The following is a 22,113-nucleotide window of genomic DNA, read 5'->3' as shown; positions in this document are numbered from 1 at the left end:
ACGCCCGCGACCGGCCGCGGGTGCCGGAGAGGCGGGGGCTTGCACGAACGCGCGCCGACGCGGCACGGGTGGAGAGCCGGGGCACGGCCGGGGGCGGTCCGGCGCGGGGCGGGAGGCGTCCTGCCGGATCGGAGCAGCCTCGCAGCAGCCCTGCGCCGCGTCACGGCTGCGCCTCGGCCCAGCCGTCGCGCCCGATCACGACGTGCGCGAGGAACCGCAGGCCGCACGCCTCTGCCCCGTCGGCGATCGCCCGCGTCGCCGCACGGTCGGAGGGGAGCACCACGGCCTCGCCCGCGTGGCTGTGCGCCAGGCCGATGCCCGCCGCGCCGCGCGCCAGCACCTCGGCGAGCACGGCGGCGACGGGGATCTCGGCGTGCGCCGGGGCTCCGTCGGCCAGCGTCAGGACGTCGCGGACGGCTCCGGACTCGGCGAGCGCCACCGCCAGCACGGTCTCGACCGGCCGGGCGGCCAGCAGCGGAGCGACGAGCCCGGCCAGGCCGGCGGCGTCGGTCACCCGGGCGGCGCGCGAGGCGCGGTTCATCCTCCGCCGCAGCTCGAAGGAGGCGACCAGGCGGCAGGCGGCGACCTCGCCGACTCCGCGGTGCCGCATCAGATCGCCCACCCCGGCCCGGGCGACGGCGTCGATGCCGCCGAAGCGCGCGAGGAGGCGCTGCGCGACGACGGTCGCGTTGGCGCCGCGGACGCCGGCCCCGATGAGCACGGCGAGGGTCTCGGCGTCGGTGAGCGCCTCCGGTCCGTAGGCGCGGAGGCGCTCCCTCGGCCTCTCCTCGGGAGGGAGGTCGGCCATCCGGGGGCCGGGCGTTTCGAAGGACATGCCGCCGACGCTACGGAGCCCGCCGGACGGGCGCGCCGCGGATCCCGCGACTGTGGACGACTCCCGCCCTCGCGCGCCCTGTGGAGGGACATCCCGTCGCCGCCCCCGCGCTCCTCCCCCTGCGGGAACGCAGGAGTAGCGGTACTCGACCGCGACCACCGCGACGTCTGCGGACTCGCGACAGGGCTCGAGCACCCCGGTCAGTCCGACGCGGGCATCCCCGCCGTCACCGACAGGCTCTCGCCGTCCGGCGCCACGTCCACCAGCACCACGTCCCCGTCGCGCACCGTGCCGCCGAGCAGCGCCGTCGCCAGCTGGTCGTCGATCGCCCGCTGCATCAGCCGGCGCAGCGGCCGCGCGCCGTACTGCGGGTCGTAGCCGCGCTCGGCCAGCCACCCGCGGGCCGCGGGCGTCACCGCCAGGTCGAGCCGTCGCTCCGAGAGCCTCCTCGACAGCCGGTCGACGTACAGCGACACGATCTCGCCGAGCTCGGTGCGGTCGAGTGCGTCGAAGATCACGATGTCGTCGAGCCGGTTCACGAACTCGGGCTTGAAGGCCTGGCGCACCATCTGCTGGACCGCCTCCTCCTTCTGCGGCCGCGACAGCGCCGGGTCCACGAGGAACTGCGACCCCAGGTTGGAGGTGAGGATGAGGATCGTGTTGCGGAAGTCGACCGTCCGCCCCTGGCCGTCGGTGAGCCGGCCGTCGTCGAGCACCTGCAGTAGGACGTCGAACACCTCGGGGTGCGCCTTCTCGATCTCGTCGAGGAGCACCACCGAGTACGGGCGGCGGCGGACCGCCTCCGTGAGCTGGCCGCCCTGCTCGTAGCCGATGTAGCCGGGAGGGGCGCCGACCAGCCGCGAGACGGCGAACTTCTCGCCGTACTCCGACATGTCGATGCGGACCATCGCCTTCTCGTCGTCGAAGAGGTGGTCGGCGAGCGCCTTCGCCAGCTCGGTCTTGCCGACGCCGGTCGGCCCGAGGAAGAGGAAGGAGCCGGTCGGCCGGTCGGGGTCGGAGATGCCCGCGCGGGTGCGGCGCACCGCGTCCGCGACGGCCGACACCGCCTCGTCCTGGCCGATCAGTCGTCGGTGCAGCTCGGTCTCGAGGTGCAGCAGCTTCTCGGTCTCGCCCTGCAGGAGGCGCCCGACGGGGATCCCCGTCCAGGCGGCGATCACCGCGGCGATGTCGTCGGCCGTCACCTGCTCGTTGACCATGCGGCCCTCGGCCGGCTCCTCCTCCGCCTCGGCGGCGGCGAGCTCGCGCTCGATCACCGGGATGTCGCCGTAGAGCAGCTTCGACGCGCGCTCGAGCTTGCCCTCGCGCTGCGCCCGCTCGGCGGCGATCCGCAGGGCGTCGAGCCGGTTCTTGAGCTCGCCGACGCGGTTGAGGGAGGCGCGCTCGCGCTCCCAGCGCTCCTGCAGCTCCTCGAGCTGGGCGCCGCGGCGGGCCAGGTCCTCGCGCAGCTTCTCCAGCCGTGCCTTCGAGGCCTCGTCCTTCTCCTTCTTCAGCGCCAGCTCCTCGAGCCTCAGCCGGTCGACGGAGCGGCGCAGCTCGTCGATCTCGACGGGAGCGGAGTCGATCTCCATGCGCAGCCGCGACGCGGCCTCGTCGATCAGGTCGATCGCCTTGTCCGGCAGCTGGCGGGAGGTGATGTAGCGGTTCGAGAGCGACGCGGCGGCGACCAGGGCGGAGTCGGCGATCGCCACCTTGTGGTGCGCCTCGTAGCGCTCCTTCAGCCCGCGGAGGATCGCCACGGTGTCCTCGACGGTCGGCTCGCCGACGAAGACCTGCTGGAAGCGGCGCTCGAGAGCGGCGTCCTTCTCGATGTACTGGCGGTACTCGTCGAGCGTCGTCGCGCCGATCATCCGCAGCTCGCCGCGCGCCAGCATGGGCTTGAGCATGTTCGCGGCCGCCACCGATCCCTCGCCGCCGCCCGCGCCCATCAGCGTGTGCAGCTCGTCGATGAAGGTGATGATCCGGCCGTCGGACTCCTCGATCTCCTGGAGCACGGCCTTCAGCCGCTCCTCGAACTCGCCGCGGTACTTCGCTCCGGCGATCAGGGCCGAGAGGTCGAGGCTGACGAGCTGCTTGCCCTTGAGGCTCTCGGCGACGTCGCCCGCGACGATCCGCTGGGCGAGCCCCTCGACGACGGCGGTCTTGCCGACGCCGGGCTCGCCGATGAGGACGGGGTTGTTCTTGGTGCGGCGCGTGAGCACCTGGCTGACGCGCCGGATCTCGGCGTCCCTCCCGATCACCGGGTCGAGCTTGCCGCTCGCCGCGATGGCGGTCAGGTTGACGCCGTACTGCTCGAGTGCGGACTTCTCGTCCTGCTGGGGCATCCGACCGGCCTGCATGATGGTGGTCTCCTCCGTGGCTCGAAAGTTGAGTTCGACGGACTCAACTTTACTCCCGCGACGGCTCCGGCGATCAGGCCGTCAGAAGATCGCTGTCGCGGCCCTGGAGCGTCTCGAGCGCGTTCCGGAGGATCGAGCGCAGCCGGAGCTCGTCGACCCCGGTCAGCGCCGAGATCTCGGCCTGCGAGAAGCCGCCGGCCGCAGCCAGCAGCAGGAGCTCGCGGTCCGGGCAGTCGAGGGCGAGCAGGCCGCTGCCGAGCGGACGCCGGGCGAGCTCGTGCGCGGAGCCGAGGGTCTCGCAGAGGACCTCGAGCACCCAGAGCACGGGCTCCGGCGAGCGGGCGCCCTCGCGGGAGCGGCGCCAGACGGCGGTGAAGACGTCGGTGCAGAGCCGGTCGCGGCCGGCCGGGTCGGCCTGGACCGTGCCGACGCACGCCGAGACGAGGCCGCCGAAGCGGTCGACGAGCTCTCCCAGAGCGGAGGCGTCCCCCGTGGCGGAGCGGGCCAGCAGACGAGCGGCGTCCTGCGTCAGCGGCGGACGCACCCGTCCTCCGGTCGCGTCCTCGCCTCCAGCACTCACAGGCCTCAGCGTGTCACCGACTCCGGGACGGCGGGACCAGTTGCGCGGAAGGGGGGTGACAGGTATGGAGCTGATCCGCTATCCGACATCAGAGGCGCGGCCAGCGCGCGCGGGCGAAGCAGAAGAGCCCGTAGGCGATGAGCCCGACGGCGACGAAGCCGAGGAGGAACACGCCCGCCGGCAGCTCCACGAGCGACTTCAGCGCCTCGTCGAGCCCGCCCGCCTGCTCCGGATCATGGGTGACGGCGGCGACGATCAGCAGCACGCCGAGAGCGCCGAGGACCACGCCCTTGGCGACGTAGCCGGCGACGCCGAGCACGGTGACGACGGTGCCCGCCGTGCCGCCCGGCTCCGCGACGTTCTCGAGGAACTTCCTGCTCGCTCCGCGGTACACGAAGACGCCGCCGACCGCGAGGACGGCCAGTCCCGCCATCACGAGCAGCACGACTCCGCCCGGCGCCGAGAGCACCTGCGCGCTCGCGCTCTCGGACGACTCGGACGAGCTCGACCCGCCGCCCGTCGCGAACTTCAGCGCCGTCACGCCGAGGGCGCCGTAGACGACGGCCTTGCCCGCCTCCTTCAGCCGGCTGCCCCAGGTCTTCAGGGCGCTCTCGCGCGGGCGGACGAGGAACGCCTCGAGCAGCCCCCAGAGCGCCAGGCCGAAGAGGCCGACCGTGCAGATCCAGAGGACCACCAGACCGCCGGGCTGCGCCGCGAGGGCGCCGAGAGCACCGCTCTGGTCGGCCTCGCCTCCGCCGCCGCGGGCCACGCCGAGCGCGATCACTCCGATCAGGAGGTGGACGAGGCCGTTCGCCGCGAAGCCGCCGCGGGCGAGGGTCCGCACCGCCCGGGAGTCCTGGATGTCGTCGGCGGTGCGCTGGGCGTCGGCGGTGCTCGGAGTGTTCACAGGGTGGACGCTACGCGTTTCCACACCCCCGCGCCCGGCGCTCCGCCGTTCGGAGCTGCTCCCGGAGCCGGTTCTCCACACCTTTCCACAGGGTTGTCCACAGCTGTGGAATCGCTAGAGGGACGAGCGGATCACACGTCGACGGCGCGGACGAGCCCGTCCTGCACGCCGCCCAGCCAGTCGTAGACGCTGCGGATCGCGGCCGCGCTCCCCTCCTCCGGGACGACGTCGTCGGTGTCGTCGATCCCCAGCCGCACGGCCAGAGCGAGCCGCATATCGGTCAATGCGCGGAGCCAGGCGATCGCCTGCGGCTCCTCGAGACGGACCGCGACCTCGCCCAGCCCCTCGAAGATCCGGCCGTGACTCGTGCCGTCGCCGGCGTCGAGGGCCGCCGTGACGGCGCGGGCGTCGTCCATCTTGCGGGCGGCGAGGTCCGGAGCGGTGAAGCGGCGGAACTCGTCGGCCGCCTCGGCGTCGTCGCGGTAGGCGTCGGGCAGGAGGCGGGCGAGCGCCGGATCGGAGCGGGCCTCCTCCGAGGACGCCCCGCGATCGAGCAGCTCGAGCATCTCGCCGGCCAGATGGCGGAGGATCCCGGCCTCCTCGCGGTCGAAACGGGCGACGGCCGCTCCGGAGGAGTCGCGGCGGAACGCGCGCATCAGCCGAGTCCTCGGATGCCGCGAGCGGGGTGCTCTCCGGTCTCGGCGGCCGCGGGACGCAGCGGGGCGCTCACGCGTCGGCCTTCTGCAGCGTCGCCCACAGGCCGTAGCCGTGCATCGCCTCCACGTGCCGCTCCATCTCCTCGCGGTTGCCGGTCGCGACGACCGCGCGCCCCTCGGTGTGCACCTGCAGCATCAGCCGCTCCGCCTCGGCCCGGCCGAAGCCGAAGTAGCTGCGGAAGACGTACGAGACGTACGACATCAGGTTGACCGGATCGTCCCAGACCAGCACGATCCACGGGACCTCGGCCGCCGAGCGGGTCGCCAGGCGCTCGTCCGCGCGCTCGATCGTGTCCGCCATCCCTCCAGCGTAGGCGGCGGCGCGAGCGGGCGCCCGGGCGCGCGGACCGGAGCCCGCGAGTGTCCAGGAGTTGTCGCAGTCGAGCGCGAGTGCGACAACTCCTGGACAATGGGCGACCGGGCGCGGTGACCAGAGCCCGCGAGTGTCCAGGAGTTGTCGCACTCGGCGTCCAGTGCGACAACTTTTGGACACTCGGCGCAGAGGCCGCGGCCGGCCTAGGCCGACAGGCGCGGCAGGACCTCCCGGGCGAAGAAGTCGAGGTGGTCGAGGTCCTGCAGGTCCATGAACTGCAGGTAGACGCGCTCGCAGCCGGCCTCGCGGAGGGACTCGAGGCGGTCGACCGCCTCGTCGACGCCGCCGGCCACTCCGTGCTCGCGCAGCTCGGCGGGCTCGCGGCCGATCGCCGCGGCACGGCGCGTGAACTCCGCCTCGTCGCCTCCGCCGACCGCGATCAGCGCGACCGAGTGCACGAGCGACGAGGGCTCGCGCCCGATCGCCCGGCACGCCTCGTCGACGCGCTCGAAGGCGCCCGGGATCGCGTCGAACTCGGGGAAGGGCAGGTTGAACTCGCTCGCGAACCGCGCCGCGAGCGCCGGGGTCCGCTTGGGCCCTCCGCCGCCGACGATCACCGGCAGCGGCAGGCGCGCGGGCTTGGGCAGGGCCGGGGAGTCGGTCAGCGTGTAGTGCTCGCCGGCGAAGGAGTAGCGCTCGCCGACGGGCGTCGACCACAGGCCCGTCACGATCTCGAGCTGCTCCTCGAGCAGGTCGAAGCGGCGCGGAGGGAAGGGGATGCCGTACGCGGCGTGCTCCTGCTCGAACCAGCCGGTGCCGAGGCCGAGCTCGGCGCGGCCCCCGGACATCGCGTCGACCTGGGCGACCTGGATCGCGAGGATCCCCGGCGGCCGGTAGGTGACGGAGGAGACGAGGGTGCCGAGCGCGATCCGCTCGGTCTCGCGGGCGAGGCCGGCGAGCGTCGTCCACGCGTCGGACGGCCCGACGCCGGGGTCGCCGTCGCCCATCCGGAGGTAGTGGTCGGAGCGGAAGAAGCCGTCGTAGCCGAGGCTCTCGGCGGCCTGCGCGACGGCGAGGAGGTCCTCGTAGCTCGCGCCCTGCTGGGGTTCGGTGAAGACTCTGAACTGCACGGGTCCAGCCTCCCGCACCGGGGCCGGATCGTGCCAGCCCGGCTCCCCCGGCCGGGGCCGCCGACAGGCCCCCGTGTACCGTGGACGGTTGCCGCCGACGAGAGGACCCCATGTCCGAGCACCCGTCCTCCCCGGACACCGCCCCCGCCACCGCGGGCACCCCCACTCCTCCGCACCGCCTCGCGCGGTGGGTCTTCTGGCCCGCGGCGGCCCTCACGCTGTCGATCGCGGCCTTCGCGATCCTCGCGCCCGACGCCGCGACCTCCGTGTTCTCGACGCTGCAGACCACCGTCGTCAACACGTTCAGCTGGTACTACGTGCTGATCGCCGCGGTCTTCGTGGCCTTCGCGATCTGGATGGGCGTCAGCCGCTTCGGCGACATCAAGCTCGGCGCCGACGACGACGAGCCCGAGTTCTCGATGCTCGCCTGGATCTCGCTCCTCTTCGCCGCCGGCATGGGCATCGGCCTCGTCTTCTACGGCGTCGCGGAGCCGCTCACCCACTTCGCCACTCCGCGCCCGGGCGTCACCGGCACCGAGACGGAGCTCGCGCAGAGCGCGATCTCGCAGACCTACCTGCACTGGGGCGTCCACGCGTGGTCCATCTACGTGGTGGTCGGCCTCGCCCTCGCCTACGCGATCCACCGCCGCAAGCGGCCGGTGTCGATCCGCTGGGCGCTGGAGCCGCTGCTGGGCCGCCGGGTCCGCGGAGGCTGGGGCAACGCGATCGACGTGGTCGCCCTGGTCGGCACCATGTTCGGAGTCGCGACCTCGCTCGGCCTGGGCGTCACCCAGATCTCGGCGGGCCTGGAGGCGAGCGGCATCGTGGAGTCGTCGCTCGCCGTGCAGATCGTGGTCATCGCCGTGGTCACGGGCCTGACCGTCTTCTCGCTGATCTCGGGCGTGGGCAAGGGCATGAAGTGGCTCTCGACCGGCAACCTGCTGCTGGCCGCGGCGCTTCTCGTCTTCGTGCTCGTCGCCGGCCCGACCCAGTTCCTCCTGCGCGAGTTCGTGCAGTCGCTCGGCAACTACCTGCAGAACTTCATCGGCCTGACCTTCACGGTCAGCGCCTACTCCGGCCGCGAGGGCGAGCAGTGGCAGGCCTCGTGGACCACGTTCTACTGGGGCTGGTGGATGTCGTGGGCGCCGTTCGTCGGCATCTTCATCGCCCGCGTCTCCAAGGGCCGGACGGTCCGCGAGTTCGTCGGCGGTGTTCTGCTCGTGCCGACGATCATGACCTTCCTCTGGTTCAGCGTCCTCGGCGGCACCGCCATCTACCGCGAGCTGTACGGCGACGGCGGCCTCGTCGGTGCCGACGGCTCGGTGGACACGAACCTGGCGCTCTTCTCGATGCTGCAGGGGCTTCCCGCTGGCTCGGTGCTGACGATCGGCGCGATCATCCTGATCGGCATCTTCTTCGTGACCTCCGCCGACTCCGGCGCGCTGGTCATGGCGATGATCGCGACCGGCGGCCAGGCGGAGCCGCGCAACCCGATCCGCGTGTTCTTCGCCGTCGCGACCGCGCTGCTCGCCCTGTCGCTCCTGATCGCCGGGGGCCTCGACGCCCTGCAGACCGCCGCGATCCTCTCGGCCCTGCCGTTCAGCGTCGTGATGATCCTGATGTGCATCGCGACGGTGATCGCCTTCCGCCGCGAGATCCGCGCCTACGACAAGGCCCGCCGCAGGGCGTTCGTCGGCGACATCGGCACGTTCTACGGCCTCGAGGTCGAGGACCCGGCGGAGCGCGAGCCCGCCCACCCGATCAAGCGGCTCGCGCACCGCCTGAAGCCGGGGTCGAAGGAGTAGTCCGCTCGGAGGTGCAGTCCGCTCGGAGGAGCCGGACGCCGCTCGGGCGCCCGGCTCCGCCGATCAGCTGGGCGACGGGATGAAGGGGTGCTCCGGCGGGTCCTGGTCGTCGCCGAGACGGGCGTCGGCGCCCTCGTCGAGCGCCTCGTCGATCGACTCCGGGTCGTCGATCTCGGCCGGGTCCTCCGGCGGGACCGGCAGGGAGTCGCCGTCGGGGCGGGTGGTGTCGGTGACGTCCTCGGGGGCGTCGAAGCCGAAGCTGCTCATGGTTCCCTCTCCGCGGTGCGCCCGGGAGGCGGCGCCGCTGCGGGCAGCCTAGGTCGCGCCCCCGGAGGCGGTCACGGACTTGACGGGGCACCCGAGGGGCCCCGCGGGGTCGGCCTGCTCCGGAGGAGCCTCCGCCCCGGCAGCCGTCAGTGCACGTACTCGAGCAGGTCGGCTCCGAGGGTGCGCATGCCCTCCAGCACCGCGAGGCGGTAGTGCAGGGTCGTGTCGTCGAACTGGGTGGCGACGGCATAGGCGACTCCGGCGCGCGGGCCGCGGAGGACGCCCGCCTCCGCGCGGACGCCGACGTCGGTGCCGGTCGCGTTGACGAGCAGGACCCCGTGGTCGGGGTGGCGGTGCGCGAGCGGGTCGAGCCCGAACGAGGCGGCGACCATCGAGAGGTCGGTGCCGAGCGAGAGCCAGCCGATCACCCGCGAGCTCACGGCGGCGTCCACGATCTCGCCGTTCGCGAGGGTGGCGAGCAGCCAGGTCAGCTCGCGGGCGGAGCCGATCGAGAGCTGCGGCGCGTCGTCCGGGCCGCGCTCGTCGCGCACGACGTCGAGCAGGGCGGTGCGGGAGAGGCCGAGCGCCTCCGCCCGCTCGCGCACGGCGTCGAGGCCGACGCGGCGCAGCAGGACGTTGGTCGCGAGGTTGTCGCTCGAGGCCCCGACGAGGGCGGCGAGGTCGGCGATCGGCATCGACGGCACCTGGAGGTGCTGCCAGAGCCCGGAGCCCGAGACCGCGTCCGCCGCGGTCCGGTCGACCAGGCGCAGGTTCTCCTGCGGCTCGTTCGCCAGCCGGGCGGCGACCTCGATCAGCAGCACGACGGTGCCGAGGGAGGCGGTGGGCATCGAGACGGAGTCGTCGACCGCGAACAGGGTGCGGCCGGTCGCCAGGTCGACGGCGCGCGCCGAGACGACGACCCCGTCGATCGCGAGACGGCCGAGGGCGTCGAAGCCGCGCTGGAAGTTCTCGCGGTCACCGCCGCCCTTGTGGCGCCCCCGGCGGTTGCGTCGGCTCTCACGGCGGGTCTCGCTGGTGGGGATCACCACGGGTACGGCCCCTCTACGGGTCGGGAGTGCGGTCGTGCGGAGGGGGGACCTGGGTCCTCACGCGCCGGCGGGACGCGCGATCGGCGGACGACCCCGCGGCATCGGTCGGCTCTCGATGCCCGGGGCTCCTCGTCCGTGGTGCGGAGGTGGTCGGCGGCGACTACCAGATGGTGACGCGCTCGCTCGGGGAGAGCCAGAGGGCGTCGCCTTCGGAGACGTCAAAAGTAGCGTAGAACTCGTCGATGTTCCGGACGATCTGGTTGCAGCGGAACTCGGCCGGAGCGTGCGGATCGATGGCGAGGAGGCGGATCGTCTCCTCGTCGCGCGACTTCTGCTGCCAGGCCTGCGCCCAGGAGAGGAAGAAGCGCTCGGCGCCGGTCAGGCCGTCCACGACGGGCGGCTCCTCGCCGTCCAGCGAGAGCAGGTACGCCTTCCAGGCGATGCCGAGACCGCCGAGGTCGCCGATGTTCTCGCCGATGGTCAGGGCGCCGTTCACATAGTGCCCGGGCGTGGTCGCGGGAGCGAGCGCGTCGTACTGCGCGATGAGCGCCTTCGTCCGCTCCTCGAACGCGGCCCGGTCCTCCTCGGTCCACCAGTCGGTGAGACGGCCGTCGCCGTCGAAGCGCGAGCCCTGGTCGTCGAAGCCGTGGCCGATCTCGTGACCGATGACGGCGCCGATCGCTCCGTAGTTCGCGGCGGGGTCGCGGGCCTCGTCGAAGAAGGGGAACTGCAGGATCGCGGCCGGGAAGACGATCTCGTTGAAGCCCGGGTTGTAGTACGCGTTGATCGTCTGCGGGGTCATGAACCACTCGTCGCGGTCGAGCGGGCGGCCGATCTTGCCGAGCTCGCGGGCGAACTCGAACTCGGCCACGCGGCGCGCGTTGCCGAGCAGGTCGGCCGGATCGATCGAGAGGGCGGAGTAGTCGCGCCAGCGGACCGGGTAGCCGATCTTGGGCGTGAACTTCGCGAGCTTCTCGAGCGCGCGCTCGCGGGTGGCGGGGCTCATCCACTCCAGGTCGACGATGGAGCGGCGGTACGCCTCGATGAGGTTCGCGACCAGGACGTCCATCGCGGCCTTCGCGGTCTCGGGGAAGTGGCGGGCGACGTAGGTGCGGCCGACCGCCTCGCCGAGCGAGCCCTCGACGAGCGACACGGCGCGCTTCCAGCGCTCCCGCTTCTGCGGGGTGCCGGTGAGGGTCCGGCCGTAGAAGTCGAAGTTGGCGTCGACGAAGCCGCTGGACAGGTAGGCCGCGGCTCCGCGGATCACCTGCCAGGACAGCCAGTCGCGCCAGGCCGGGAGCCGGTCCTCGGTGAGCAGGCCCGCGAGGCCCTGGAGGAAGCTCGGCTGGCGGACGACCACCTCGGCGAGCGCCCCCTCCGGAGCGCCCATCGCGGTGAGCCAGACGCCGAGGTCGACGCCCGCGGCGAGCTCCTCGACCTCGGACCAGGAGCGGAGGTTGTAGGTCGCCTGGCTGTCGCGGCTGCGGACCTTGTCCCAGTGCGCGGCGGCCAGGTCGGTCTCGAGGGCGACGATGCGCTCGGCGCGGGTCTCGGCGGCGTCGATGCCGGCCAGGGCCAGCATCCGCGCGACGAACGGCGTGTAGGCCTCGCGGACGGAGGCGAACTCCTCCTCGCGGTAGTAGCTCTCGTCCGGCAGGCCGAGGCCGCCCTGGTTGACGAAGACGAGGTAGCGCTCGGGGCTGCCCGGGTCGTTGTCGACGAAGAGGCCGAAGAGCCCGGGGACGCCGGTGCGCTCGAAGGCGCCGACCGCGCGGAGCAGGCCGGGGATCGAGTCGACCCGCTGCACGGCGGCGAGGTCGTCGGCGATCGGGGCGGCGCCGAGCTCCTCGGCCCGCTCCTCGTCCATGAAGGAGGCGTAGAGGTCGCCGAACAGTCGCTCCTCGGTGCCGTGCTGCGCGGTCTGCGCCTCGACGATGATGTCGCGCACGGCCTTCTCCGCCTCCTCCTGGAGCACGTGGAAGGAGCCGTAGCGCGCCTTGTCGGCGGGGATCTCCGTGCGGTCGATCCAGAGCCCGTTGACGTGCCGGTAGAGGTCGTCCTGCGGGCGCGTCGCGGGGTCGAGTTCGGAGCGGTCGATACCGGAGCGAGGCGTCGTCGAGGTCATGGCGGACAGCCTACGTCGGGGCGCCGACACGGTGGCGCGAGGTGCGGCGGGTCGGGCGCGGAGCCGCGGAGGGCGGGCGCGGAGCCGCGGAAGGGAGTGACCGGCGCGGCGCCGCGGGAGGCCGGGCGCGCCACCGTCCGGCTCGCGGGAGCGGGGTGCTCCTGCGAGCCGGACCCGGCCGACGGGGACGCCGGAGCGTCAGCGCCCGAGCTGCTCCTCGACGTACGCGCGGATCGGCGTGGTCGGCCGCCCGATCAGGCGGGCGAGCGAGCCGTCGGTCCCGCCGAGGAGGCCGTCGGCGATGTTCGCGTCGAGGCCGACGACGAAGCCGACTCCGCCCTCGGGGACGCCGGCGCCGGTGAGGACGCGGGCGTGCTCGTCGGAGGAGACGTGGCTGATCGCGGCGTCGCGTCCGGCGACCTCGGCGACGATCGCGGCCAGCTCGTCGAAGCTCCAGGCGGTGTCGCCGGAGAGCTCGTGCACGGTGCCGACCAGGGACGGGTCGGTCAGGGCGACCGCTGCGGCCTCGGCGTAGTCGGTGCGCGCGGCGCTGGCGACGCGGCCCTCGCCGGCGCTCGAGAGGGTGCTGCCGGTGGAGGCGAGCTCGGCGACGGTCTGCTCGTAGTTCTCGTTGTACCAGCCGTTGCGGAGGACGACGGCGGGGACTCCGCTGGCGGCGATCGCCTCCTCCGTGGCCTTGTGCTCGGGGGCGAGGATGAGCGCGCTCGTGGTCGCCTTCGGGGCGCTCGTGTAGACCAGGCGCGCGCCGGCGCGGACGGCGGCGTCGATCGCGGCGGTGTGCTGTGCGACGCGCCTGCCGACCTCGGAGCCCGAGACGAGGAGGACGGCCTCGGCGCCGGAGAAGGCGGCGTCGAGCGAGGCGGGGTCGTCGAAGTCCGCGACGGCGGTGCGGACGCCGAGGTCGGCGGCGAGCGCCTCGAGCTTCGCGGCGTCGCGGCCGGTGGCGACGATGTCGGAGGCGGCGGTGCCGCGGGCGAGCAGGTGCTCGACGGCGAGACGGCCGAGGTGGCCGGTGGCTCCGGTGACGACGAGGGTCATGAGGGGTCCTTCCTGACGGGTGGGGCGGGCGGGGTCCGCCGCCAGGAGGGTGCAACCGGCGAATACTCCTCCTGCTTCCCGGAATGCAGTACCCACTATTTCGTTAGTACAGTCACCACCCCTGTCCCGAGGAGCACCCCCATGACGATCGCCGACTCCCCCCTGCTCGCCGGGGACGTCTACTCCGCCGACTGCCCGAGCCGCGAGGTCTTCGGGCACGTCACCAGCAAGTGGGGCGTCCTGGTGCTCGCGGCGCTCGCTCCGGGCACGCTGCGCTGGGGCGCTCTGCGGCGCCGGATCGGCGGGATCAGCGAGAAGATGCTCGCTCAGACGCTGCGGATCCTGGAGGAGGACGGCTTCGTGCACCGCGAGGCGCGGCCGGTCGTCCCGCCGCACGTCGAGTACCGGCTGACGCCGCTGGGAGCGGAGCTGGCGGATCGGCTGCTGCCGGTCGTCGAGTGGATCGCGGGGAACGTCGGGGCGGTCCTGGAGGCGCGCTCGGAGGGCCGCCGGGAGGGAAGGTGAGCCTCACCTTCTTGTGAGAACGTTCACGTCCCGTTCAGGGAGGAGCCTCCACCCGGCGGCATCGGCGCCCCCTCCCCCTGCTTGCCTCGATCGCGTCTCCTGCTCGTGATCGAAGGACCTCCATGTCAGACACCGCCCGCCGCCCGCTCCTCCTCCCGATGGCCGGCCACGTGCGCGGCAAGCGCAGCCCCGTCACCTGCGCGCTGAAGTGCGCCAACGCCTGCTCCACCGCGACCTGCAACACGTCGCACAACAGCTACTTCCGCGACATCGTCTCGTCGCAGCTCTCCCGCCGCAGCGCCCTCGGCCTCGGCCTGGCCGGCGCGGTCACCGTCGCCGTCGCCTCCGCCGGAGGAGCGCCCACCGCCGAGGCGGCCGTGGCGACCGCGGCCGACGGCTCGCCGCTCGCCTTCACTCCGATCGCTCCGGTGCCGTACACGGTCGACCGGTTCACCGTCCCCGAGGGCTTCGCCTGGCAGCCGATCATCCGCTGGGGCGACCCGCTCTTCGCCGACAGCCCCGCCTTCGACATCGCCGACCAGACGGAGGCCGCCCAGGCCGCGCAGTTCGGCTACAACAACGACTACACCGACATCGTCGAGATCCCGGGCTCGAAGCGCCTCCGCGCCCTGCTCGTCGTGAACCACGAGTACACGAACGAGAGCATCATGTTCCCGGCCGCGCAGCTCGAGGCGGAGCCGGAGCGCGTGCGCGCCGTCGGCCGCGCCGCCCACGGCCTCAGCGTCGTCGAGCTGGTCCGCACCGCGGTCGACCGCCCGTGGGCCTACGTCCGCGGGGGCGAGCGCAACCGCCGCTACCTGCTCGACACCCCCTACGAGGTGACCGGCGCCGCCGCCGGCACCGACCTGCTGAAGACGGTCGCCGACCCCGAGGGCCGCACCGTGCTCGGCACGCTCGGCAACTGCTCCGGGGGCACGACGCCGTGGGGCACGATCCTCTCGGGCGAGGAGAACTTCAACGGCTACTTCCGCGCCGTCGGCACGAGCGACGCCGAGAAGCGCTACGGCCTCGCCGACTCCGAGACCTCGCGCCTCTGGGAGCTCGACGACCCCCGCTTCGACGCCCGCACCCCGGGCTACGAGAACGAGCCGAACCGCTTCGGCTGGATCGTGGAGTTCGACCCCTTCGACCCCGACTCCACGCCGAAGAAGCACACGGCGCTCGGCCGGCTCAAGCACGAGGGCGCGAACGTCATCATCGCCCCGGACGGCCGCGTGGTCGCGTACCAGGGGGACGACGAGCGCTTCGACTACCTCTACAAGTTCGTCTCGACGAAGCGCTACATCGAGGGCGACCGCGCCCACAACAAGACCCTGCTGGAGGAGGGCGACCTCTACGTCGCCCGCTTCACCGGCGACTCCCCCGTGGCCGAGATCACCGGCACCGGGGCGGTCCCCTCGGACGGCGGCTTCGACGGCATCGGCGAGTGGCTGCCCCTGGTGCTGAACGGCGCCTCGACGATCGCCGGGATGAGCGTCGCCGAGGTGCTCGTGCACACCCGCCAGGCGGCGGACGCCGCGGGCGCGACCAAGATGGACCGCTGCGAGGACGTGCAGCCCAGCCTGGTCAGCGGCCGGATCTACGTGGCCTGCACCAACAACTCCGCCCGCGGCACCGAGGGCGCCAAGGAGGGCGCGACCGAGGTCAACCCGCGCACCGAGAACCGCGACGGCCACATCGTCGAGATCATCGAGGACGGCGGCGACCAGACCGGCCGCACCTTCACCTGGAACCTGCTGATGCTCTGCGGCGACCAGGCTCAGGGCGACGTCGTCTACTTCTCCGGCTTCCCGGCGGACCAGGTCTCGCCGATCTCGTGCCCGGACAACCTGGCCTTCGACTCGGTCGGGAACCTCTGGATCTCGACCGACGGCGCCCCGAGCGGCATCGGCTACAACGACGGGCTCTTCAAGGTCGCGCTCGAGGGCGCGACGCGCGGCAGGGTGGAGCAGTTCCTCTCGGTGCCCCGCGACGCCGAGACCTGCGGACCGATCGTCCACGACCTCGACCAGCACGTGTTCGTGGCGGTGCAGCACCCGGGCGAGGAGGGCACCTTCGAGGCGCCGACCTCGTTCTTCCCTGACTACGGATCGACGGCGGCGGGAGCGGTGGCGGCACCGCGTCCGACCATCGTGCAGATCCTGCCGGCGTCGCAGGTGGTGGCGCCGACTCCGACGCCGACCGCCGGGCCGACCACGGCACCGACGACCCCGCCGACCACCGCGCCCACGGCGACTCCCACCACGGCGCCGACCGCCGGGCCGACCGCGGCGCCCACCGCGGCTCCGTCCCCGGTGCCCACGACCGCGCCGACCGGCACGCCCACCCCGCTGCCCGTCGGCGGCTCGGGCGGCGGACTGGCCTCGACCGGAGTCGAGAGCGTCGGCCTGATCGCGGGCGCCACCGCACTCCTGGCCGCGGGCGCCACCGCGCTCGGACTCGGAGCGCGCCGCCGCGCGGCAGCTGAGGGCGACCCGGAGGTGTGAGGTGGGCTGTGCGATTCGCAGGGGATCCGCGCGCGAAGGGGCGTTCTGCCACTTGATGCGCCCCCTGGATGGCAGATCTCCTGCGAATTGCACAGTGGCACCCGGACCGGCGCCCCTCGTAGGCCCGCCGAACGTGCGATCTGCAGGGGATCCGCGCGCGAAGGGGCGTTCCGCCGCACGGCGCGTCCCGCAGAGCGCGGATCCCCTGCGGATCGCACGCCGGCCGCCCTCGACTCCTAGAGCAGGCGGCGGGCGGAGGCCCAGGCGGTGAGCTCGTAGCGGGAGGAGAGCTGCAGCTTGCGGAGGACGGCGGAGACGTGGGACTCGACCGTCTTGACCGAGATGAAGAGCTCGGCGGCCGCCTCCTTGTAGGCGTAGCCGCGGGCGATCAGGCGCATCACCTCGCGCTCGCGGGCCGAGAGCCGGTCGAGCTCGTCCCCCGACTCCGCCTGCTCGCCTGCCAGCGCCCCGAAGGCGTCGAGCACGAAGCCGGCCAGGCGCGGCGAGAACACGGCGTCCCCGCCCGCCACCGCGAGCACGGCCCGGCTGACCTCGGCTCCGGAGCTGGCCTTGGTGATGTAGCCGCGGGCGCCGGCGCGGATCACGCCGACCACGTCCTCCGCGGCGTCCGAGACGCTCAGCGCCAGGAAGCGCGACGACGACCCGGCGCTGCGCCGCAGCACCTCGGCCCCGCCTCCGCCCGCACCGCCCGGCAGGTGCACGTCGAGCAGCACCACCTCGGGCGCGAGCGAGGCGACCAGGCCGACGGCGGAGTCGACGTCGGCCGCCTCCCCGACGACCTCGAGCTCGGGGGCGAGGTCGGCCCGCAGGCCGGAGCGGAAGATGGAGTGGTCGTCGACCAGCAGCACGCGGGTCACCGCTCGACCTCCGCGGGGAGCCGCAGATGCACCTCGGTGCCGGTGCCGCCGACTCCGGGGCGCACGGTCGCGCTGCCGCCCGCGCGCGCCATCCGGCCGATGATCGACTCGCGGATGCCGAGGCGGTCGCCGGGCACCTCGTCGAGGACGACGCCGGGGCCGCGGTCGCGCACGAACACGTCGACGCCCTGCACGGAGGACTCGAGGTACACCGAGACGTCGCCGCCCGCGTGCCGGGCCGCGTTGAGCACGGCCTCGCGGGTCGCGGCGAGGAGCGCGGCGGCGCCGGGGACGGACGCTCCGACGGCCACCACCTCGAGGTGCACGGGGTAGTCGAGCTCGACGGCGGCGGCGATCGCCCGGACCTCGGCGGCCAGGTCGTTGGCGACCGGGACGTCGCGCTCGAACAGCCAGTCGCGCAACTCCCGCTCCTGGGCGCGGGCGATGCGGGCGACCTCGCTCGAGGCTCCGGCGCGGTTCTGGATGAGCGCGAGGGTCTGCAGCACGGAGTCGTGCAGGTGCGCGGCGATCTCGGCCCGCTGCTCCTCGCGCACGCGGGCGGCGCGCTCGCCCATCAGCTCGGACCAGAGGGTCACCACCCGGGGCGCGGCCAGCACGCCGGCGGCGATCAGCAGCACGCCCACGGCGAGCACCGCGTTGAGGGCGCTCGGGCGGCCGGTGAGCACGGCCGCTCCGGCGAGCACCAGCAGCGCGCAGGAGGCGAGGCGCACCGCGGAGCCGTACCGGGCGGGGCGGACGGCGTCGCCGCGGTCGAGCCCGAGGCTCCAGCCGACGGCTCCTCCCGCGAGCAGGCCGACGGCGACGAGCGCGCGCGTGATGTCGGCGTCGTCGCCGCTGTCGACGGTGATCAGCACGGCGAGCGCCGCGACGGCGGCGGCGAGGGTCAGCAGGCCGGCCACGGGAGCGGAGCGGCGGACGGCCGGATCCGCGTCGCGCGAGTCGAGCGGCGCGAGGGGCACCAGCGCCCAGAGCCAGAGGTAGAGGAGCGCGCCGCCCCCGCCGAGCGCGGTCGTGAGGAGGGCCAGGACGCGGGTCCTCCGCACGCTCCAGCCGAGGTGGTCGGCGACCGCGGTGCACACTCCGCCGAGCAGCATCGTCCGCGGGCGCCGCAGCGGGGGGCGGACGGCGGTGCCGGGGACTGTGCTCACCCCTGCATCCAAACAGGTCGGCCGCGCGATCGGGGGTGCTCTCGGGGTCGGATCAGGGGTTCCCCCGATGGTCCGGGTTGTGGAGCGCACGGGAGACTCGCAGCATGACAGGACAGAGCACGACCCCGCCGGGCTCCGCGGAGCCGGACGGCACGGAGGCGGCAGGCACAGCGACGACGCCGATCGGGACGGATCCCGGAGCGGCCGGACCCGACAGCGCCGGCCCGGACAGCACCGGCCCCGAGAGCCCCGACCCGGGAGCCTCCGGCCCCGCCGATCCGCCCCCTGCGCCCGAGAACCGCTTCGTGCTCTGGCTGCGCGGCCTCGACCTGCCCCGCCGTCCCGGCTGGATCGGCGGCGTCTGCGCGGGGATCGCCGACCGGCTCGGCATCGACCCGCTGATCGTGCGCGGGATCGTGCTCGTCGTCGCGGTGCTGGGCGGGCCCGCGCTCCTCCTCTACGCCGCGGCCTGGCTGCTGCTGCCCGACCAGGACGGCGCCCTGCCGGTGGAGCGGCTGCTCCGCGGCTCGCTCGACCGGGTGCACGCCGGGATCGGCGTCCTCGTGCTCGCCTCGATGCTGCCGGTGGCGCAGGGCTTCTGGTCGCTCGGCGGCGCGTACACCGGGGCGATGCCCTGGGCGCCCGCGACCGGGCGGACGCTGTGGTCGCTCGTGGTGCTCGGGCTGATCGTGGCCTTCGTGGTCTGGATCGTGCGGCGGAGCCGGCGATCGGACGACGCGGCCGCTCACCCGGCCCAGGGCTCCCCGTCCGCACACCCCTCCGCGACGCTCCCCTACCCCGCGCCCTCCGCTCCCGCCTACCCCGCACCCGACCCCGGGCTGCAGGACGAGCGCCCCTCGTCCCCCGAGGCCGTCGCCGAGTGGCGCGAGCGCCAGGAGGCCTGGCGGGCCGAGCGGGAGGCCTTCCGCGCCCAGCAGAGCGCGTCGGCCCGCGAGACGGCCCGCGCCCGGGCGGAGGAGGCGCGAGTCGCCGCCGCCGCCGTCACCGCCGCGCGCCTGGAGCGCCAGCGCCTCCGACGCGCCGCGAACCCCCGGCTGCGGGCGAGCCTCACGCTGCTCGCCCTGGGCGCCGCCGCACTGACCGGCGCACTGGTCTCGCTCACCGCCTCCGGGCCGACGGCCCTCGTCGTCGGAGCCGCCTCGGCCGCGCTCGTGCTCGCCGTGGTGATCGTGCTCGCCGGCCTGTTCCGGAGGCGCGCGATCGCGCTGGTCGCCCTCGCGACGGTCGCGCTGGTCACGGCCGCCTGCGCCGCCGTGCTGCCGACCGACCGCGAGCTGCTCCCCGTACTGGGCACCTACGGCTTCTCGAGCGCCGCTCCCGGCCGCTACGCGACGCTCGCGGCGAGCGACCTGCGCGTCACGGTCGCACCCGGCTACGAGACCTCCGGCGAGCCGCTGGACCTCTGGATCGGCTACGGGCACGTGTCCGTCGCCACGATGGCGGGAACGGCGGTCCGCCTCGAGGCGACCACGGAGGACACCGAGCTCCTCGTACTGGACGCCGACGGAGGCGCGATCGACGCGCCCCGCGAGGTCCGCACCGCCGACGGCCGTCAGCTGTGGACGCAGACCTTCGGCGATCCCGAGGCCGAGCCGTTCGTGGTCCGCATCGCCCAGGAGGGCGGGTCGATCCGCGTCCAGGACTCCTCACCGAACGCCGACTCCGGCACCACTGCGCCGGACGCCGACGCCACCCCGACACCCACCCCGAGCCCCACCCCCGAGACCGGAGCCGCACGATGACCACCACGCCCACCCCCGCCACCGCCCGCCCGCGGATCCGCGTCGGCGCCGTCCTCTACGGACTCGTCCTCGCCGCCGCCTCGATCGGCCTGCTCGTCGTCTCGGCCGACCCGGTGCTGCGGGCGCAGGTCGTCGAGCGCGGGATCACGCTCGAGCCCGGCGCCGCGCTCGCCCTGGCCGTCGCGGCGCTCGGCGCCATGGCGCTCCTCCTCGCGCTCGCCCGCCTGCTCGACCGGCGCGCCGCTCGCGACGACGGCTGACCCCGGCGCGGGACGCCGGGTGCTCGCAACCCCCTGCCCCGCATCCGCCGAGAGGCGCAGACTCGTCCCGGGCGATCGCCCGCCACCCCTGGAGACGAGACCATGCCCTTCTGCGCCCTCGAGAGCCTCCGCTGATGGAGCTGGGCATCGCCGCGATCGTCGGCGTCTCGGTCCTCGTCGCGGTCGCCGTCTTCTCGCGGCGCCTCGGCGTCGCCGCCCCGATCGTCCTCGTGCTCGCCGGCGTCGGCCTCTCGTACATCCCCGGGGTGCCGGAGGTGGTCGTCCCGCACGAGTGGGTGCTCGACGGCGTGCTGCCGCCGCTGCTGTACGCGGCGGCGCTCAGCGTCCCGTTCATCGACTTCCGCCGGAATCTGACCACCATCACCGGCCTGTCGGTCGTGCTGGTGCTGATCTCGGCGGCCGGCGTCGGCGCGCTCCTCTTCCTCCTCCTCCCCGAGCTCGGGCTCGGCCTGGCGATCGCCGTGGGCGCGATCATCAGCCCGCCCGACGCCGTCGCCGCGACCTCGGTCGGTCGGCGGCTCGGCCTCCCGCCGCGGCTGCTCACCCTGCTCGAGGGCGAGGGGCTGATCAACGACGCGACCGCGCTGGTCCTCCTCCGCTCGGCCCTCGCCGCCGCCGCGGGGACGCTCGCGACGCCGTGGGCCGCGATCGGCGACTTCCTCTACGCGGTCGTCGTGGCCGTCGTGGTCGGGTTCGTGGCCAGCGTCGTCACCGTCTTCGTCCGCTCGCGGCTCGAGGACCCGGTGCTCAACACCGTCCTCTCCTTCATCGTCCCCTTCGTCGCGTTCATCCCCGCCGAGGGCCTGGGCGCCTCGGGCGTGCTCGCCGTGGTCGTCGCCGGCCTGCACACCGGGCACGCCTCCTCCCGCGCCTTCACCGCGCAGTCGCGGGTGAACGACCGGATCAACTGGCGGACCGTGCAGTTCCTGCTCGAGAACGGCGTGTTCCTGCTGATCGGTCTCGAGATCCGCTCGCTGATCCACGACGCCGACAGCGCGCGCCTCTCCGTGCCCGGAGCGGTCGGGATCGGGCTGATCGCGGTGGTCGGGCTGATCGTCGTGCGCTTCCTCTGGGTCGGCCCGGTCCTCCTCGGCGAGCGCTGGCAGACGCGCCGGGCCGAGCGACGGGCCCGTGAGCAGAAGGAGCTGCTCGAGTCGCCCGAAGGGCAGGAGCTGCCGAAGGAGGAGCGCGGCAGGGCGAAGCGGCGCTACCTGCTGCGGCGCAGCGACTACCGGCACTTCAGCCGCAACGGCATCGGCTGGCGCGGCGGGCTGGTGCTCGGCTGGTCCGGGATGCGCGGAGTGGTGACCCTCGCGGCGGCGCAGTCGCTGCCCGAGGACATCCCCTACCGCCCGCAGCTCGTGCTGATCGCCTTCACCGTGGCCGTCGCGACCCTGCTGATCCAGGGCAGCACGCTGCCCCTGCTGATCCGGGCCCTGGGCATCCGCGGGATCGACGTGCCCGAGGACCAGCGCGCGCTCGCGGGCCTGCTCGACGAGATCACCGAGAAGGGCCTCTCGGTGCTGGAGCGTCCGGGTGACGCCGTCGAGGGCGCCGACGACGTCGCTCCGGACGTCCTGGAGCGGGTGCGCCAGACGTCGTTCCTCCGCTCCGAGGCCGCCTGGGAGCGCTCGCGCGGCACGGAGCGGTCGGTCGCGGACACTCCGCACCGCCTGTACCGGGCCCTGCGGCTCGCTGTGGTCGCGGCCGAGCGGGAGGCACTGCTGGACGCGCGCTCGCGCCGCGCCTACCCGCAGCGCATCCTCCGCGACGCCCAGTCGCTGCTCGACCTCGAGGAGACGCGGCTGCGGGTGCGGCGGGGCTGACGTCCGTCGATCGACGCCACG

General features: G+C 73.9%; 18 protein-coding genes and 1 pseudogene. 6 read left to right on the top strand and 13 right to left on the bottom strand.

Annotation, left to right across the window (positions count from 1 at the left end; translation table 11 throughout):
- Positions 1–160: 160 nt before the first annotated feature.
- The 7 genes from GSU40_RS00525 to GSU40_RS00495 all read right to left on the bottom strand — a co-directional run bounded on the left by GSU40_RS00525 (position 161) and on the right by GSU40_RS00495 (position 6,838).
- Positions 161–835 carry a UPF0758 domain-containing protein gene (locus GSU40_RS00525; protein WP_104225738.1) on the bottom strand — a complete coding sequence of 225 codons (675 nt, stop codon included), beginning with the start codon at positions 833–835 and terminating at the stop codon, positions 161–163.
- A gap of 200 nt (positions 836–1,035) precedes the next feature.
- Complete coding sequence (locus GSU40_RS00520) at positions 1,036–3,192, bottom strand: AAA family ATPase (protein ID WP_104225739.1); 2,157 nt, start codon at positions 3,190–3,192, stop codon at positions 1,036–1,038.
- Between the two features lie 73 nt (positions 3,193–3,265).
- Complete coding sequence (locus GSU40_RS00515) at positions 3,266–3,772, bottom strand: hypothetical protein (protein WP_160033079.1); 507 nt, start codon at positions 3,770–3,772, stop codon at positions 3,266–3,268.
- A gap of 88 nt (positions 3,773–3,860) precedes the next feature.
- Positions 3,861–4,679 carry a DUF1206 domain-containing protein gene (locus tag GSU40_RS00510; RefSeq protein WP_160033077.1) on the bottom strand — a complete coding sequence of 273 codons (819 nt, stop codon included), beginning with the start codon at positions 4,677–4,679 and terminating at the stop codon, positions 3,861–3,863.
- Between the two features lie 131 nt (positions 4,680–4,810).
- A complete protein-coding gene (locus tag GSU40_RS00505) occupies positions 4,811–5,335 on the bottom strand; it encodes a DUF2017 domain-containing protein (RefSeq protein ID WP_104225742.1) in 525 nt (174 codons plus the stop codon).
- Between the two features lie 70 nt (positions 5,336–5,405).
- Positions 5,406–5,696, bottom strand: coding sequence for an ATP-dependent Clp protease adapter ClpS (gene clpS, locus GSU40_RS00500; RefSeq protein WP_104222829.1), 291 nt, complete (start codon positions 5,694–5,696; stop codon positions 5,406–5,408).
- A gap of 215 nt (positions 5,697–5,911) precedes the next feature.
- Positions 5,912–6,838, bottom strand: a complete 927-nt coding sequence (locus GSU40_RS00495) for an LLM class F420-dependent oxidoreductase (RefSeq protein ID WP_104222830.1) — start codon at positions 6,836–6,838, stop codon at positions 5,912–5,914.
- Between the two features lie 110 nt (positions 6,839–6,948).
- Between GSU40_RS00495 and GSU40_RS00490 the strand changes: the two genes are divergently transcribed.
- Positions 6,949–8,643, top strand: a complete 1,695-nt coding sequence (locus GSU40_RS00490; protein WP_160033075.1) for a BCCT family transporter — start codon at positions 6,949–6,951, stop codon at positions 8,641–8,643.
- Between the two features lie 63 nt (positions 8,644–8,706).
- Here the strand turns inward: GSU40_RS00490 and GSU40_RS00485 are convergent, their stop codons facing one another.
- The 4 genes from GSU40_RS00485 to GSU40_RS00470 form a co-directional block, all read right to left on the bottom strand.
- Positions 8,707–8,910, bottom strand: coding sequence for a hypothetical protein (locus tag GSU40_RS00485; protein ID WP_159911790.1), 204 nt, complete (start codon positions 8,908–8,910; stop codon positions 8,707–8,709).
- Between the two features lie 146 nt (positions 8,911–9,056).
- Positions 9,057–9,959 (bottom strand): serine hydrolase, encoded by a 903-nt coding sequence (locus GSU40_RS00480; protein ID WP_104222833.1) that lies wholly within the window; start codon positions 9,957–9,959, stop codon positions 9,057–9,059.
- Between the two features lie 160 nt (positions 9,960–10,119).
- Positions 10,120–12,084, bottom strand: coding sequence for a M13-type metalloendopeptidase (locus tag GSU40_RS00475; RefSeq protein WP_160033073.1), 1,965 nt, complete (start codon positions 12,082–12,084; stop codon positions 10,120–10,122).
- Positions 12,085–12,282: 198 nt separating this feature from the next.
- The gene (locus GSU40_RS00470) at positions 12,283–13,143 is read right to left on the bottom strand and encodes an NmrA family NAD(P)-binding protein (protein ID WP_104250704.1); all 861 of its coding nucleotides are present in this window, start codon (positions 13,141–13,143) and stop codon (positions 12,283–12,285) included.
- 141 nt (positions 13,144–13,284) lie between these two features.
- On the opposite strand from GSU40_RS00470, the gene GSU40_RS00465 reads away from it, so the two are divergent.
- Entirely contained in the window at positions 13,285–13,668 is a 384-nt protein-coding gene (locus GSU40_RS00465) for a helix-turn-helix domain-containing protein (RefSeq protein WP_160033071.1), read from the top strand.
- Between the two features lie 122 nt (positions 13,669–13,790).
- Positions 13,791–15,830, top strand: a pseudogene (locus GSU40_RS00460) (PhoX family phosphatase); the annotation flags it as partial.
- A 581-nt stretch (positions 15,831–16,411) separates the two neighbouring features.
- Here the strand turns inward: GSU40_RS00460 and GSU40_RS00455 are convergent.
- Together GSU40_RS00455 and GSU40_RS00450 are read right to left on the bottom strand one after the other, a co-directional pair.
- On the bottom strand, positions 16,412–17,053 hold the full coding sequence (locus GSU40_RS00455) for a response regulator transcription factor (protein ID WP_104222839.1): 642 nt from the start codon (positions 17,051–17,053) through the stop codon (positions 16,412–16,414).
- On the bottom strand, positions 17,050–18,222 hold the full coding sequence (locus tag GSU40_RS00450; protein WP_160033067.1) for a PspC domain-containing protein: 1,173 nt from the start codon (positions 18,220–18,222) through the stop codon (positions 17,050–17,052). Before GSU40_RS00450 ends, GSU40_RS00455 begins: the two co-directional genes overlap by 4 nt.
- A 104-nt stretch (positions 18,223–18,326) precedes the next feature.
- On the opposite strand from GSU40_RS00450, the gene GSU40_RS00445 reads away from it, so the two are divergent.
- The 3 genes from GSU40_RS00445 (at position 18,327) to GSU40_RS00435 (ending at position 22,092) form a co-directional block, all read left to right on the top strand.
- A complete protein-coding gene (locus GSU40_RS00445) occupies positions 18,327–19,985 on the top strand; it encodes a PspC domain-containing protein (RefSeq protein WP_160033065.1) in 1,659 nt (552 codons plus the stop codon).
- Positions 19,982–20,245, top strand: a complete 264-nt coding sequence (locus tag GSU40_RS00440; protein WP_104225751.1) for a hypothetical protein — start codon at positions 19,982–19,984, stop codon at positions 20,243–20,245. Before GSU40_RS00445 ends, GSU40_RS00440 begins: the two co-directional genes overlap by 4 nt.
- A 134-nt stretch (positions 20,246–20,379) precedes the next feature.
- Positions 20,380–22,092, top strand: coding sequence for a cation:proton antiporter (locus GSU40_RS00435; RefSeq protein ID WP_160033063.1), 1,713 nt, complete (start codon positions 20,380–20,382; stop codon positions 22,090–22,092).
- The last annotated feature ends 21 nt before the right edge of the window (positions 22,093–22,113 follow it).

Source organism: Rathayibacter sp. VKM Ac-2805, assembly GCF_009834265.1.
Lineage (GTDB): Bacteria > Actinomycetota > Actinomycetes > Actinomycetales > Microbacteriaceae > Rathayibacter.
This window is presented reverse-complemented; position numbering and strand designations above follow the sequence as displayed.

Excerpts from the sequence above, each read along its gene's own strand:
- GSU40_RS00525 (WP_104225738.1), bottom strand. The coding sequence starts at position 835 with ATGTCCTTCGAAACGCCCGGCCCCCGGATGGCCGACCTCCCTCCCGAG.
- GSU40_RS00520 (WP_104225739.1), bottom strand. The coding sequence starts at position 3,192 with ATGCAGGCCGGTCGGATGCCCCAGCAGGACGAGAAGTCCGCACTCGAG.
- GSU40_RS00505 (WP_104225742.1), bottom strand. The coding sequence starts at position 5,335 with ATGCGCGCGTTCCGCCGCGACTCCTCCGGAGCGGCCGTCGCCCGTTTC.
- clpS (WP_104222829.1), bottom strand. The coding sequence starts at position 5,696 with ATGGCGGACACGATCGAGCGCGCGGACGAGCGCCTGGCGACCCGCTCG.
- GSU40_RS00490 (WP_160033075.1), top strand. The coding sequence starts at position 6,949 with ATGTCCGAGCACCCGTCCTCCCCGGACACCGCCCCCGCCACCGCGGGC.
- GSU40_RS00485 (WP_159911790.1), bottom strand. The coding sequence starts at position 8,910 with ATGAGCAGCTTCGGCTTCGACGCCCCCGAGGACGTCACCGACACCACC.
- GSU40_RS00475 (WP_160033073.1), bottom strand. The coding sequence starts at position 12,084 with ATGACCTCGACGACGCCTCGCTCCGGTATCGACCGCTCCGAACTCGAC.
- GSU40_RS00470 (WP_104250704.1), bottom strand. The coding sequence starts at position 13,143 with ATGACCCTCGTCGTCACCGGAGCCACCGGCCACCTCGGCCGTCTCGCC.
- GSU40_RS00465 (WP_160033071.1), top strand. The coding sequence starts at position 13,285 with ATGACGATCGCCGACTCCCCCCTGCTCGCCGGGGACGTCTACTCCGCC.
- GSU40_RS00445 (WP_160033065.1), top strand. The coding sequence starts at position 18,327 with ATGACAGGACAGAGCACGACCCCGCCGGGCTCCGCGGAGCCGGACGGC.
- GSU40_RS00440 (WP_104225751.1), top strand. The coding sequence starts at position 19,982 with ATGACCACCACGCCCACCCCCGCCACCGCCCGCCCGCGGATCCGCGTC.
- GSU40_RS00435 (WP_160033063.1), top strand. The coding sequence starts at position 20,380 with ATGGAGCTGGGCATCGCCGCGATCGTCGGCGTCTCGGTCCTCGTCGCG.